This is a genomic window from Clostridium sp. UBA871, assembly GCF_002295255.1.
Taxonomy (GTDB): Bacteria; Bacillota; Clostridia; order Clostridiales; family Clostridiaceae; genus Clostridium_J; species Clostridium_J sulfidigenes.
Window position 1 is genome coordinate 1,024,375 of record NZ_DBFV01000011.1, and the last position, 15,252, is coordinate 1,039,626.

The 15,252-nt window shown below is 29.7% G+C and carries 14 protein-coding genes; 13 read left to right on the top strand and 1 reads right to left on the bottom strand.

Annotation, left to right across the window (positions count from 1 at the left end; translation table 11 throughout):
* Genes pgeF through B3086_RS17960 form a run of 3 tightly spaced genes read left to right on the top strand, consistent with a single transcriptional unit; the run spans window position 1 to window position 3,168 of the window.
* Window positions 1–735 (top strand): peptidoglycan editing factor PgeF, encoded by a 735-nt coding sequence (gene pgeF, locus B3086_RS17950; RefSeq protein ID WP_346848321.1) that lies wholly within the window; start codon window positions 1–3, stop codon window positions 733–735.
* The gene (locus B3086_RS17955) at window positions 735–1,445 is read left to right on the top strand and encodes a response regulator (RefSeq protein ID WP_278245238.1); all 711 of its coding nucleotides are present in this window, start codon (window positions 735–737) and stop codon (window positions 1,443–1,445) included. The genes pgeF and B3086_RS17955 overlap by 1 nt, the downstream gene beginning before the upstream one ends.
* A complete protein-coding gene (locus tag B3086_RS17960; protein ID WP_346848322.1) occupies window positions 1,435–3,168 on the top strand; it encodes a HAMP domain-containing sensor histidine kinase in 1,734 nt (577 codons plus the stop codon). Before B3086_RS17955 ends, B3086_RS17960 begins: the two co-directional genes overlap by 11 nt.
* A 79-nt stretch (window positions 3,169–3,247) precedes the next feature.
* Here the strand turns inward: B3086_RS17960 and B3086_RS17965 are convergent.
* Window positions 3,248–4,554, bottom strand: a protein-coding gene (locus tag B3086_RS17965) for an IS3 family transposase (RefSeq protein ID WP_346848504.1) whose coding sequence is annotated in 2 segments (ribosomal slippage) — window positions 3,248–4,212 and window positions 4,212–4,554 — 1,308 coding nt in all. Because the reading frame shifts where the segments join, the coding sequence is not laid out codon by codon here.
* A gap of 290 nt (window positions 4,555–4,844) precedes the next feature.
* Between B3086_RS17965 and B3086_RS17970 the strand changes: the two genes are divergently transcribed.
* The 10 genes from B3086_RS17970 to spoIVA form a co-directional block, all read left to right on the top strand.
* Entirely contained in the window at window positions 4,845–5,714 is an 870-nt protein-coding gene (locus B3086_RS17970) for a phosphate ABC transporter substrate-binding protein (RefSeq protein ID WP_346848323.1), read from the top strand.
* 85 nt (window positions 5,715–5,799) lie between these two features.
* Window positions 5,800–6,708 carry a phosphate ABC transporter permease subunit PstC gene (pstC, locus tag B3086_RS17975; RefSeq protein ID WP_346848324.1) on the top strand — a complete coding sequence of 303 codons (909 nt, stop codon included), beginning with the start codon at window positions 5,800–5,802 and terminating at the stop codon, window positions 6,706–6,708.
* Window position 6,709: 1 nt separating this feature from the next.
* Window positions 6,710–7,534 carry a phosphate ABC transporter permease PstA gene (gene pstA / locus B3086_RS17980; protein WP_346848325.1) on the top strand — a complete coding sequence of 275 codons (825 nt, stop codon included), beginning with the start codon at window positions 6,710–6,712 and terminating at the stop codon, window positions 7,532–7,534.
* Between the two features lie 29 nt (window positions 7,535–7,563).
* On the top strand, window positions 7,564–8,313 hold the full coding sequence (gene pstB / locus B3086_RS17985; protein WP_346848326.1) for a phosphate ABC transporter ATP-binding protein PstB: 750 nt from the start codon (window positions 7,564–7,566) through the stop codon (window positions 8,311–8,313).
* Window positions 8,314–8,373: 60 nt separating this feature from the next.
* On the top strand, window positions 8,374–9,027 hold the full coding sequence (gene phoU, locus B3086_RS17990) for a phosphate signaling complex protein PhoU (RefSeq protein WP_346880163.1): 654 nt from the start codon (window positions 8,374–8,376) through the stop codon (window positions 9,025–9,027).
* 198 nt (window positions 9,028–9,225) lie between these two features.
* Window positions 9,226–10,560: a DUF512 domain-containing protein gene (locus tag B3086_RS17995; protein WP_346848328.1), complete on the top strand. Its 1,335-nt coding sequence runs from the start codon at window positions 9,226–9,228 to the stop codon at window positions 10,558–10,560.
* Between the two features lies 1 nt (window position 10,561).
* The gene (der, locus tag B3086_RS18000; RefSeq protein WP_035132691.1) at window positions 10,562–11,881 is read left to right on the top strand and encodes a ribosome biogenesis GTPase Der; all 1,320 of its coding nucleotides are present in this window, start codon (window positions 10,562–10,564) and stop codon (window positions 11,879–11,881) included.
* A 128-nt stretch (window positions 11,882–12,009) separates the two neighbouring features.
* Complete coding sequence (locus B3086_RS18005; protein ID WP_346848329.1) at window positions 12,010–13,011, top strand: NAD(P)H-dependent glycerol-3-phosphate dehydrogenase; 1,002 nt, start codon at window positions 12,010–12,012, stop codon at window positions 13,009–13,011.
* Between the two features lie 135 nt (window positions 13,012–13,146).
* Window positions 13,147–14,097 carry a M15 family metallopeptidase gene (locus tag B3086_RS18010; RefSeq protein WP_346878610.1) on the top strand — a complete coding sequence of 317 codons (951 nt, stop codon included), beginning with the start codon at window positions 13,147–13,149 and terminating at the stop codon, window positions 14,095–14,097.
* 138 nt (window positions 14,098–14,235) lie between these two features.
* Window positions 14,236–15,252: stage IV sporulation protein A (gene spoIVA, locus B3086_RS18015; protein WP_346894094.1), on the top strand; the 1,017-nt coding region annotated here is incomplete at its 3' end.

Genomic DNA, 15,252 nt, shown 5'->3' on the forward strand with positions numbered 1-15,252 from the left:
ATGAGATCTTATAACATAGAAAATAATGAATTTCTAACCTATGATTTAGATGATATAACCATTGGATTTTCTACAGCAAAAAATAATTTAAACTTTAATAAAGCATTTAATGAAGGAAAGTCTAGTTTAAATAATTTAAAAAAGTGGTTTAAAGTAAATGAGGTTGTATATTTAAATCAAGTTCATGGAACTAAAGTATTTTCTTATGAAGAAAATATGGATATAGTAAACTATGATGGAGATGGTATTGTAACAAAAGAAAAACAGGTTGCTATTGGAGTATTTACAGCGGATTGTGTACCAATAATTTTAGTAGATACTAAAAATAAAGTAATAGCAGCTCTTCATAGTGGTTGGAAAGGAACTTTGAATAATATAGTTTCTAAAGGAATTAAAGTTATGAAAGAAAATTATGGGTGTAATCATAGCTATATTAAAGCTTTTATAGGACCTCATAATAAAAGCTGTTGCTATGAAGTAAGCCAGGAGCTTATAGATAATTTCAAGGATTGTGATTTATTTAAAAATCAACAGATTAATTATGGTAGAAATTTAGATTTACAAAAGTGTGTAGAGATACAGTTAATGAATGAAGGTATCAAAAATAATGATATAGTATGTTTAAATTTATGTACATACTGTAGCAAGGATAAAAAGTTATATTCATATAGAAAAGAAGAAGAATCTCATGGTAGGTTATTTTCCTTTGTATTTATCCATGAGTTTAAGGAGTGATATTTATGGAAAAAACAATATTAGTAGTTGATGATGAGGCACATATTCAGGAACTAATTAAATTTAATTTAACTAAGAATGGGTTTAAGGTTATAACTGCTGATAATGGAATTGATGCATTAAAAATAGCTGAAGATGAAAAACCAGATCTAATATTTTTAGACCTCATGTTACCGGGGATGGATGGGTTAGAAGTATGTAAGTCTATTAGAAAAAAATCATCTATAGAGTCTACACCAATAATTATGATTACAGCAAAAGGTGAGGAGTTAGACAAGATTTTGGGCTTAGAGTTAGGAGCAGATGATTATATAACAAAACCTTTTTCGGTGAGGGAACTAGTAGCTAGAGCTAAAGCTATATTAAGAAGAACGAGTTTTAAACAAGAAGACAATAGCTTTAAGTTTGGAGATATAAATATAGATTATCAAAAACATGAAGTATATAAAGGAAAAGAAAAAATAGAGCTTACATTAAAAGAGTTTGAACTTTTAGAAATACTGATAAAAAACAAAGGAAAAGTTATGACAAGAGATTTTCTTTTAGATAAGATATGGGGCTACGAATATGTAGGAGAAACTAGAACTGTAGATGTCCATGTGAGACATTTAAGACAGAAAATAGAAGATAATGACAAAAATCCAATTTATATTCAAACTATTAGAGGTATAGGATATAAATTTAATTCTGGGGACAGTTATGAAAGATAATTCACGAAGAACTATGAAAAAAAGACTAATGCTAAGTGTTTTTGCAGCATTAGTTTTTGTATTAGGATTTCTAACTACAGTATTTTATACAATAGTTACCTATGAAAGTGAAGAGAGTGCTAAAGAACAATTAAATGTTTATGCTTATTTAGTAAGTGAACAGTTACACAACATTGACCAGGCGAGTTTTTCTAATGTAGTAGATAAAATGAAAAATTTGAATATTAGAATTACTATTATAAATAGCAATGGCACTGCCCAATTTGATTCTTTAGGAGATGTGGAAAAATTAATAAATTATAATAATAAAGATGAAGTTATCATGGCTAAATCTAAAGGGGAAGGTACTGTTACTAGATATAGTGATAGGGAAGAAACGTATGTTATTTACTATGCTGTAGCTATAGAAGATGGTATAGTGGTTAGAGTTTCAACCCCTGTAAAAGCAACACATAAATTAAATGATACATATATAGTATGGTATGGTAGTGCTATAATTATAATGATTTTTATATCTCTTTGGATTGCCAATAAGTTATCCTATATAATTGTTAAACCAATTAGAGATTTAGATGTTATTACTTCTATGATCACTAATGGAAATTTAAGTAGAAGAATTAAAATTACCACCAATGATGAGCTTGGTAAGTTAGCTTTGAACTTTAATCATATGGCTGATAGACTTGAAAGTAGCTTACATGAGATAAGTGAAAAGCAAAATAGACTTTCAGCAATTCTTCAAAGTATGGAAAGTGGCGTAATTGCTATAGATAATAGTCACAATATAATAATGATAAACAACTATGCAAAGAAAATTTTTAATATTAAAGAAGATGTAGTAGGCAATCCAGTTGAAAATATATGTAAAGAAGTGAATTTAAAATTTATATTTTCTATGAGAGATAGAGATATTAAAGAGTTTAAGTTAAGTGCTCCTACTATAAAATTTCTTAGGGTTAGAACCGCAGATATTATAGTTCATAATCATCAGCATATTGGAGCAGTAGCAGTAATACAAGATATTTCTGACTTGAAAAAGCTAGAAAATATGAGAACTGAATTTGTGGCTAATGTATCCCATGAACTTAAAACTCCGCTTACATCTATAAGAGGTTTTGCTGAGACTTTAAAAGAGGTTGATGATGATGAGACTAAGAAAAAATTTTTAACTATAATAAATGAAGAAGCAGAAAGACTTACAACACTTATATCAGATATATTATTGTTATCACAAATTGAGCATAAACAAGAATTTAAGAAAGAAGTATTTAATGTAAATAAAGCTATAGAGGATGTTTTTTATTTAATGAAGAATACTGGTGAACAAAAGCAGGTGCATGTAAGTATAGTTGGAGATGAGATACCTAATATTCTAGGAGATAAGGATAAATTTAAACAAATGCTTATAAATCTAGTAGATAATGCAATAAAATATAGTGAAGCCTTTGATACAGTAGTAATAACAAAGATAATTTATGATACCTACTTTAAAGTTATTGTAGAAGATAGTGGTATGGGAATTGCAAAAGAATATATACCAAGACTTTTCGAAAGATTTTATAGGGTAGATAAAGCTAGATCTAGGGCAAAGGGTGGAACAGGATTAGGTCTTGCTATAGTTAAACATATAATTATTGGTTTTAATGGTAGTATAGATGTAGAAAGTACTTTAGGCGTTGGTACAAAATTTATTATTACAATTCCATATCATATAGAAAAATAGAATAATTAAGATAAGATATTCATAAAAGACTAGAGAGAAAATAAAATGTACCCTTTGTCAAGGACAGTTTTAAAAAAGACTAGGCGGTACTAAGAAGATGATTTCTGTATTTTACAGGAGTCATCTTTTTTAAATTCCATTGACCTCTATAATTATTGTAGTAATCCATATATTCATCAATTTCTTCCAAGAGTTCAGCAAATGTATTACAATTTTTAATATTTGTTTCGTCCTTAAGATGTCCAAAGAATGACTCCTGCGGAGCATTATCCCAGCAGTTACCTCGTCTAGACATAGATTGTCCTATATTATACTTTTTAAGCAATTTCTGAAATATGGGACTAGTGTAATGTGCTCCTTGATCTGAATGAATAAATGAATCTGAAGATATTAAATAGTTATTTGATGAAACCAATTTTTCAATAGTTTCAGTCACAATATCTATTTTTAGACTTTTAGATATATTATAGGTTAATAATTCATTGGTTGAACCATCTAAAACGGTTGACAAATAAGTCCTTTGACCATTTTTATAAAATAGATATGTTATATCAGTAAGTAATACCTTTCCAGGGACTTCTTGCTTAAATTCTCTATTTAGTAAGTTTGGTAGGACTGAATGTTCTTTGGTGGCTTTCATCATTCTTCTATATGGGTTAGCTTTTCTATGTGGGCATATGATATCATATTTATCCATGATTCTTCTAATACGCTTTAGATTATATTGCATATTAAACTGATTTTCTAAAGTCATTTTAATTTGTTTAGCACCCTTTTCACGATTCTTAAATTTAAATGCTAATAATACATTGTTATAACTCTCCAAATCACGCTCTTCGCGTGCTATACGATTAGTATGCGCTTTCATAGAAAAGTAATTATAATATCCAGAACGAGAAACATTTGATATTTTACATAAATAACTAACCATATTTTTAAGTTTATATTTATCAATAACTGACTTTATGATGAGATATTTTTCTTGCGTCAGCAACTTTATTTTTGGGTTTTCACACCCCTTTCTAACATCTCTAACTTTTTTAAAAGTTCATTTTCTGCTTCTAATAATTTAATTTTAGCCTGTAATTTTTCATATTTTTCTTCAATGGATAAATTACATTCACTAGTCCTTCCACTATTGAATTTCCTTGTATCTTGCAGCTGTGCAATTCCATTCTTTCGAAAAGCCGCACGCCATCTTTTACCTGATGATCGAATACGACTTTCTCCAATAATTTCTATATCAAAGCCATATTCTTCGAATATTTGTCTTGGAAACTTTCCGCGTTCATTTTCACTAATAAATATTCTTTTAAACTCATCCGAGTATGTAATTCCTTTGATACTAACCTTTTTAACATATTTATTTTTAGATAAAATCTCTATTTGACATTCAGTAAATAATTTTTGCTCATTATATTTCTCCTAATGTAAACTCCTCTTTATTTCATTATACATAAAAGTACCCTACGGGATAGACTTTTTTAGTGTCTATCCTATAGGGTACATTTTAAAATTCTCTAGTCTTTTTCTTATGAAGTTAAGAGCTTTGTTTATGTTAAGTATTATTAACCTAAGTAAAGTTTTTTTAATATATGGATAATAATAGCTTAACTAAGAAAGGATATAATCAATATTGTAAGATAAATAAAAAAACAAATTGGAGGGGAATTTAAATGAAAAAGAAGTCAATAAAATTATTAATAGCAGGAATAGTTGCAACAATGACCATGGGATTATTAGTAGGTTGTGGCGGAAAGGATACTTCCAATTCAAATAATAGCGGTAATAATACTAGTGATAATAAAGCAAAAGCAATAACTATTAAAATATCAGGTTCAACTTCTGTAGGGCCATTAATGGAAAAGGAAGCAGAGAGTTACAAAGATGAAAATCCAAATGTTACTGTAGAGGTTCAACAAATAGGATCTTCAGCAGGAATAAAAAATGCTGTAGAAGGTATTAGTGAAATAGGTATGGCTTCACGTGAGTTAAAAGATGAAGAAAAATCAGAACTTGCTGAAACAGTAATTGCTTATGATGGAATAGCCTTAGTAGTCCATCCATCAAATAAAGCAGAAAACTTAACTATGAAACAAATTAAGGACATATATACAGGAGCTATAACTAACTGGAAGGAAGTTGGAGGAGTTGATGCCCCAATAGTGGTAGTTTCAAGGGAAGATGGTTCAGGAACTAGAGATGCGTTCCAAGAAATTGTAGGATATACTTCAGAAGAATTGGAGAAAAATGCAACTATAGCAGAAGGTAATGGAAGTGTTAAAACTACAGTTTCAACAAATAAAAATGCAATAGGATATATTTCTTTTGAACAATTAGATGATTCAATTAAGGATTTAAAAATAGAGGGAAGTGAAGCAACACCTGAAAAAGTATTAAGCAAAGAGTATAAATTATCAAGACCTTTCTTAGTAGTATATAAAGAAGATAAATTAACAAAGGATGGAAAACAATTTATTGACTACATTTTAAGTGAAAAAGGTCAAGGTATTGTTGAAGAAGCTGGTGGAATAAAAGTAAAATAGATAATTTATGCGCCACAATGGGTATAGACCTTTGAGAGAAAAATTATCTTAAAGGTCTATTGAATTAAAATTGGAGGTCAAATATATGTCAGTGAAATCAGTTAAGACGGAAAAACCCCACAAACTTAAGGGGATAAAATATATAATTGATGATATATCAGAGAATGTTTTTAAAGTATGTGCTTTAATAGCGGTAATAAGTTTAATTTTAATAATAGGTTTTGTATTTTATAAGGGTTTGACACCGTTTATATCTAAAGGATATTCCTTTGGAGAATTTTTACTAGGAACAGAGTGGATACCTAGTTCAGAAAAGTATGGAATTCTTCCTATGATAATTGCTTCTATATATGGAACCCTAGGCTCTCTTGTTATAGGGGTACCCATAGGAATATTAACAGCTATTTTTATTGTTGAAATAGCACCTAAATCAGTAGCAAAGATAATGTCTCAGGGAGTGGAATTATTAGCAGGAATTCCTTCTGTATTATTTGGAGTCTTTGCACTTGGAATAATAGTACCAGCTATTCAAAGTAAATTATCCCTTCCTAAAGGACAAAGTTTACTTGCAATTATAATAGTTCTTTCAGTAATGATGCTACCAACTATTATTTCAGTGGCAGAAACAGCTATAAGATCAGTACCAAAGCAATATAAAGAGGCATCTTTAGCTTTAGGTGCATCTAAAATTGAAACTATATTTAAAGTAATTTTACCAGCAGCTAAGTCTGGAGTTTTAACAGCTATAGTACTAGGGATGGGAAGAGCAATAGGAGAAACCATGGCAGTTATCTTAGTTGCTGGGAATAGCCCCATAATACCAAATAATATAACAGATAGTGTAAGACCTCTCACTACTAATATAGCATTGGAAATGGGATATGCCTTTGGAACACATCAAGAAATGCTTTTTGCAACAGGAGTAGTTTTGTTTTCTTTCATTCTATTGTTAAATTTTGTAATAGCTAAAATATCAGAAAAGGCAGGTAATTAATATGAGAAAAATAAAAGACAATATATTAAAAACTATTTTATGGTTATCTGCAGCTATTACAGCTCTAATTATTGCTATTATAGTAGGATATATATTTAAAAAAGGTTTTGGACTTGTAGATTTTAACTTTATTTTTGGAGATTATTCTCCCACAAATGGTGGTGGTATATTTCCGATGATTGTTACTACATTGTTAACGGTAATATTATCTTTATTAATATCAATTCCAATAGGGATTTGTGGAGCTATATATTTACAAGAGTATGCAAAGCAAGGAAGAGGAGTTAAATTAATTAGGTTTGCAACAGAAAGTCTTGCAGGTATACCATCTATAATATATGGACTATTTGGAACAGTATTCTTTGTATCTACTCTTAAATTGCAATTTTCAATTGTATCAGGTTCTTTAACATTAGCTATTATTGTATTACCTGTAATTATAAGAACCACAGAAGAAGCTTTAAAGACAGTTCCTCAAAGTTATAAAGAAGGTGCAGTAGCTTTAGGTTCAACTAAGTTTGAAGTTTTATACAAAATAGTAGTTCCTAGTTCAATGCCAGGAATTTTATCAGGAGTAATATTATCTATTGGAAGAATTATAGGCGAATCAGCAGCAATTCTTTTAACCGCTGGTACAGTAGCTGCAATGCCACAAAACCTTATGTCTAGTGGTAGGACTCTTACTGTACATGCTTATCTAGTTACTAAGGAAGCTGGAAATATAGAGCTAGCATCTGCAATTGGAGTTATACTAATATTTATAATTTTAGCTTTAAGCTTGATAGCTAAGGGAATCACCAAAACAATAAATAAAGAAAAATTTTAATCATTAGAATGTAACTAGGAGGAAATATAATGTCAATAATATCTGTAAAAGATCTTAATTTACACTATGGAACAAATCATGCTCTTAAAAATATAAATATAGAAATAGATAAGAATAGTGTTACAGCTTTAATAGGTCCATCGGGGTGTGGAAAGTCTACTTTTCTTAGAACTTTAAATAGAATGAATGATTTAATTGATGATGTAAAAATAGAAGGGCAAGTTTTTTTTGAAGATAACAATATCTACAAAGAGCTAAATGAAATAGAATTAAGAAAAAGAATAGGAATGGTATTTCAAAAACCAAATCCATTTCCAATGTCTATCTATGATAATATTGCCTATGGACCTAGAATTCATGGAATAAAGGATAAAAAGAAGTTAGATGAAATTGTAGAGAAATCTCTTCAAGGAGCAGCTCTTTGGAAAGAGGTAAAGGATAGGCTTAAAAAAAGTGCTATAGGATTATCGGGAGGTCAACAACAAAGACTTTGTATTGCCAGGACCATAGCTGTTGAACCTGAGGTCATACTAATGGATGAACCTACTTCTGCATTGGATCCAATATCAACTTCTAAGATAGAGGAACTTATGGACGTGCTTAAAGAAAAATACACTATAGTCATAGTAACTCATAATATGCAACAAGCAGGACGTATATCAGATAAAACAGCATTCTTCTTAAATGGAGAAATTGTGGAGTATGGAAAGACAGAAGAGATGTTTCATATGCCAAAGGATAAGAGAACAGAAGATTATATCACAGGAAGATTTGGTTAATAATAGAATGAAATTAGGTAGTTATCAATAATTAAAATTTATAAAGTGTAGGTGAAGAAGATGACAAGAAATAGTTTTGATCTTAAATTACAACAACTTCATGAAGATTTAATGGCCATGGGTGAGGCTGTAGCCAAACAAATAGAAGATAGCATTGATTCATTAAAAAAACAGGATGAAATCTTAGCAGAAAAAGTAATTCAAAAGGATGATGTAATAGATGACTTTGAAGAAGATATAGAGGATAAGTGCATAAAACTAATGGCTACAGAGCAGCCCTTAGCCAGTGATTTAAGAAGGATATTTATCACTACAAAGATCATAACTGATTTAGAGAGAATGGGAGACCATGCTGTAGACATAGCTAAGATTTCAAAAAAACTTATAGGAGAAACTTATATTAAGGAACTTATAGATATACCTAATATGGCTAAAATTGTAGAAAAAATGATTAAAGACTCTTTGGAGGTATATATAACTACAGATATAAATAGAGCTCATGAAGTAAGTAAAATGGATGATCAGGTAGATAGATTATTTAAGAGTATATTTGATGAATTACTTGTAATAATGAGAAATGATCAAACTACTATAAATCAAGCTAGTCAATTTTTATTTATATGCAAGTTTTTGGAACGCATGGCAGACCATGCTACCAATATTTGTGAATGGACTATATATTTAGAGAGCGGAGAAAAACTAAAATTAAATTAATTTAAATCCACCTTCAAATTACAAGTTGGCTATGTGTAGTCAGCTTTTTTATTTTACTTAGAAATTAAATTATATTTTTGTTGAAAAATAGAAAGCTTTGAGGTAATCTTAATGAGGTGCATTGACTAGGGAATATAATTAAGATAATATAACATAATAGTGGTATAATCATGCTATAGGAATGAAGGAGATACAAATATGAAAAATGAAATAAGTAAGGTTATTCCAAATTCTATTGCAGAAGAAGTAGATATCGAGGTTGGAGATAGACTTTTAAGGATAAATGAAAATGATGTTAAAGATATAATAGATTATAAATTTCTTATTACTGATGAAGTACTTCTTTTAGAAGTGGAGAAGAAAGATGGAGAGATTTGGGAAATTGAAATTGAGAAGGATTATGATGAAGATTTAGGGATAGTATTTAGAGAAGGAATTATTGATAAACCTATGACATGTCATAATGATTGTATTTTTTGCTTTATAGATCAATTACCGAAAGGAATGAGAGAAACTTTATATTTTAAGGATGATGATTCTAGACTATCCTTTTTACAAGGAAATTTTTTAACTTTAACTAATATGAAAGAAGAGGATATAGAAAGAATAATAAAATACAAGATAAGTCCTATAAATGTATCTGTACATACTACAAATCCAGAACTTAGAGTTAGAATGCTCAACAATAGATTTGCGGGTAAAATATATGATATACTTAAGAGGTTATCAGCAGCAGGAATAAAGATGAACACTCAAATTGTTTGCTGCCCAGGAATTAATGATGGAGAAGAATTAGTTAACTCTATAGAAGATTTATATAGACTTTATCCTAATGTTAATAGTGTAGCAGTAGTACCCTTAGGGATAACTAAGCATAGAGAAGGATTAAAAAAGCTAAATTTATTTACACAAGAAACTTCTTTAAAACAAATCAATTTAGTTAAAGAGCTACAAAAAAAGTATTATGAAGAAAGTGGAACACCCTTTGTTAGATTGTCAGACGAATTTTATATAGTATCAGGTGAGCAATTACCAGACTCTGAGCATTACCAAGGATTTGAGCAAATTGAAGATGGTGTAGGAATGGTAACTCTATTAAAGGATACCATAGATACTACACTTCCAGATTTAAAGAAAGATGGAGTGGGATCTTTTACCTTTGTAACAGGGGCTTTAGTTTATCCTGAAATAGTACATATAAAAGATAAAATTCAAAGGTTAAATAATAATATAAATATTACCGTAGAGGAGATACCAAATAAGTTTTTTGGAGAGACTATAACAGTAACAGGGCTTTTAACAGGAGTAGACATAATAAACACACTTAAAGAAAGAGAAGTTGGAGACTATATAATAATACCCGATAACGTCCTTAGAAAAGGATATGAACTTTCTAATTCAGATGAAGCCATACTGTTAGATGATTATACTGTGGAAGATTTGTCTAGAGAATTAAATAGAAAAGTTATTATTTGTGATTTCACAGGAGATGATTTAATAACCATAATAAATGAACATTTAAGGGAGGATTAATATGGGAAAACCAGTAGTTGCTATTGTTGGAAGACCAAATGTAGGTAAGTCTACACTTTTTAATAAATTAGCAGGAAAGAGAATAGCTATAGTAGAAGATACACCAGGAGTTACAAGAGATAGAATTTATGCAGAGGCTGAATGGCTAAGACATAACTTTACAATTATTGATACTGGTGGAATTGAGCCAGAAAATGAAGACATTATAATGGTTCAAATGAGAAGGCAAGCAAATATTGCTATTGAAACAGCAGATGTAATTGTATTTATAGTAGATGGTAAAGCCGGTCTTCATCCATCAGATTATGAAGTGGCACAAATGCTTAGAAAATCAGGAAAACCAATAACATTAGTAGTAAATAAAATTGATAGAAGAGAATTAGAAGATAATGCTTATGAATTTTATAACTTAGGTATAGGTAATCCAGTAACTATTTCAGCGACTCAAGCATTAGGTCTTGGAGATATGCTTGATGAAGTTGTAGCTCATTTTGATGAGTTGGGAAGTAGCGAAGAAGATGAAGAATACATAAAAATTGCCATGGTGGGTAAGCCTAATGTTGGAAAATCTTCACTTATAAATAAGTTACTAGGTGAAAATAGAAATATAGTAAGTAATATTCCAGGCACCACAAGAGATGCTATTGATAGTAAATTAGAAACTGATGAGGGTAAATTTATATTAATAGATACTGCAGGATTAAGAAGAAAAAGTAAAATTAAAGAAGAGATAGAAAGATATAGCGTTATAAGAACTCTTACAGCCATAGAGAGAGCTGATGTATGTATATTGATTCTTGATGCTACAGAAGAGTTAAGTGATCAAGATGAAAAGATTATAGGATATGCCCATGAACTTAATAAGGCAATAGTTGTAATAGTTAACAAATGGGATTTAATTGAAAAAGATGACAAGACTATGAATGACTATAAAGCTAGAATCGGTAGAGGATTATCTTTTATGCCATATGCTAATTATCTATTTATATCTGCATTAACAGGTCAAAGGGTAAACAAAGTTTTAAATGTAGCTAAAGAGTGCTACAATAATTATACCAAGAGGATAGCTACAGGGGTATTAAATGATGTGGTAAGTAAAGCTGTACTTATGAATGAACCTCCAGTAGTTGCATTAAGAAGACTAAAAATTTATTATGTAACCCAAGTGGATATAAAACCACCTACATTTATATTTTTTGTAAATGATCCAGCTTTACTACACTTCTCTTATGAGAGATATTTAGAGAATAAGTTAAGGGAAAGTTTTGATTTTAAAGGTACTGGAATAAAAACTATATTTAGGAAGAGAAAAGAAGATTAATAAAAGTTTTATATCCTTTATTACAAATGGATTTTTAGTAAATAAGAAGAAATTAATAGAGACAATGAGAATAAATAATATAATATTTATTCTCATTGTTTTATATAATTTAAGAAAGTAGGGATAAGGTGAATAAGATTTCTTTTATAGGAGGAGGAAGTTTCGGTACAGCTTTAGCTGTATTACTTTCTAAGAAAGGGGCAGAATGTTCTGTATGGTGCCATAGTGAAAGCACAGTTAATGATATTAATATAAAAAGAGAAAATGCAAAGTATCTTAAGGGAATTGCCATACCAGAAAAAGTTACTGCCTATGGTGATCTTGAAGAAACTATAGAAAATAGTAATATAATAGTTCTTGCAGTACCTTCAAAGGCTATTAGAGAGATTTCAAAAAAAGTAGAGCCTTTTCTTAAAGGTGATGAAATAATTGTAACTGTGGCTAAGGGCATAGAAAATCATACATTAAAAAGAATGTCAGAAATAATTGAAGATGAAATAAAAGGTCATCCTGTAGTAGTGCTATCAGGTCCTAGTCACGCAGAAGAAGTAGCAATGAATATACCTACTACAGTAACGGTATCATCAAAGGATATGAAAGCTGCAAAAAAAATCCAGGATGTATTTAGCAATAATACATTTAGAGTTTATACAAATAATGATCTTATTGGAGTGGAAATAGGGGGAGCTTTTAAAAATATCATTGCCCTTGCTGCTGGGATTTCAGATGGCATTGGATATGGAGATAATACTAAAGCAGCTCTAATGACTCGAGGTATGAGTGAAATAATAAGGGTTGGAACTAAGCTCTCAGGAAAAGCTGAGACATTCTATGGGCTTACAGGAATGGGTGATTTAATAGTTACTTGCACTAGTATGCATAGTAGAAACAGAAGAGCAGGAATATTAATTGGAAGTGGAAAGACAATGGAAGAAGCCGTAAAAGAGATAGGTATGGTTGTAGAAGGAATTGAGGCTGTTAAAGCCTTTCATGAATTAAAATCTAAAACTGATGTAGATATGCCGATAACTACTGCATTGTATGAAGTTCTTTTTAAAGGTAAGAATGCTAAAGAATGTGTTACAAAATTAATGGGAAGAAAATATAAGGATGAAAACAATGAATTGTAAACATTTATTTAATTAAAATATTTTATTTTGATAATATCTTAATATTTGATATAATGATATAAGGTTAGATAGATGAGAATTAATTTTATTTTCAATGAAAAATTGAAGATAAAGGTAGGAGGCTAACAAAAACGTATGTTAAATAATAAAAATTATACAAAGAAAAAAAATGCATTTTATAAAAGAAAAGATATTTTCTATAAAAAGAAATCAGGTTTTAATAATGGAACTACAATAATTATTGGGTTGTTATTTTTAGTGGGTATAATGATCGGACTTGTGTTAAAGGAAGATTCAAAAGTCCTTAATACAGCTAATATATTCAACAATGATTATGAGAATAAAACTTCTAAATATAGCCAAGGGAAAACAACACCTTCTAGGGGCAATAGTATTAATGAACATGAGTATAACGATTTAGAAGAAGTACCTGATTTAAATGACTCTACAGTTAGCGCTACCTTAACAAAGGATGAGATAAATGAAATAAAAAATATTATTAATAGTGATACGACAGGATTATATACATTGGTAAACAAAGAAAATTTACTTTCTAAGGAGTATATGCCAGGTAATTTAGTTATTCCGAATATCAACTTAGTATCTGAAAGAAGTAATGAAAAAAACCTAGTTAGTGGAACTATGATTGAAGATTTAGAGCAGATGTTTTATGATGCTCAAGAAGAAGGTATTAATTTATTTTTAAGTAATGGATTTAGAGGATATGATTCTCAGACATATATCTACAATGAGGATATTCAAAATAAAGACAGTGAACATAGTGAATATGTAGCAAAACCTGGTGAAAGTGAACATCAACTTGGATTAGCTATTGATATTACTAGCAGAGATATGGCCTTTGATTTAAATCAATCCTTTGAGAATACCAAAGAAGGTGCTTGGGTTCTAGAAAATGCTTATAAGTATGGCTTTATTTTAAGGTATACTAAGACTAAAGAAGATATAACAGGTTATAAATATGAGCCATGGCATTATAGATATGTTGGAAATAAAACAATTAGTAAACTTTGTCACAATAAGGACTTAACATTAGAAGAATTACTTAGTTATGCTAAAAGTGAATAATTTAATTTAAAAACTTATCAAGTATTAAAAGTTTTCCTTTGAAAATAAAAAGGGGAACTTTTTTATTTTATTAATGCATAATATTAATTCTATATCAATATATATATAATGTTAATATGTAGTTGCGGGAGGGTAGCCTTGGAAAATTTTGATATATATAAAGATATAGCAGAAAGAACTCAAGGGGATATATATGTGGGGGTAGTTGGACCAGTTAGAACAGGTAAATCTACTTTTATTAAAAAGTTCATGGAACTAATGGTTATACCTAACATAGAAAATCCTCATAAGAAGGACAGAGCAAAAGATGAATTGCCACAGAGTGGATCAGGAAAATCTATTCACACTACAGAACCTAAATTTGTTCCTAATGAGGCTGTAGAAATTCAGTTTGAGGACGGAGTGAAATTTAAAGTTAGAATGGTTGACTGTGTTGGATATATAGTAAAGAATGCATTAGGCTATACAGAGGCTGATGCACCTAAAATGGTTTCTACTCCATGGCATGATTATGAAATTCCATTCGAGCAAGCGGCAGAAATAGGAACTAAGAAGGTAATAACAGATCACTCTACAATAGGTATAGTTGTAACTACAGACGGAAGTATCACAGGCTTAGATAGGGAGGATTATGTAGATGCTGAGGAGAGAGTTATAAAGGAGCTTAAAGAGATAAATAAGCCATTTATAATAGTTCTAAACACTGTAAATCCAAATTCAGAAGAGAGTAAAGGACTAGGAAGGGAACTAGAAGAAAAGTATGATGTTCCTGTAAAAGTTATGGATGTAATGAATATAGGAAATAATGAGATTACAGAAATATTTGATACAGTTCTAAGAGAGTTCCCGGTAAAAGAAATAAATATTGATATGCCTCAGTGGATGGAGAGTTTAAATTCATCTCATTGGCTAAAGGTAAACATAATGACTATTCTAAAAGCCATGTGTAAAGATATCTATAAAGTTAGAGATGTTAAGAGATGTCTTGATGCCTTTAAAGGAATTGAATTCTTATCAGACATAAAAGTTAAAGAAATGAACATGGGAGAAGGTACTTCCTGCGTGGATATTAATCCAAAACATGAATTATTTTATAAGATTCTTGGAGAGATTTGTAATACTAATATAAAAAATGAAAATGATTTATTAAATATT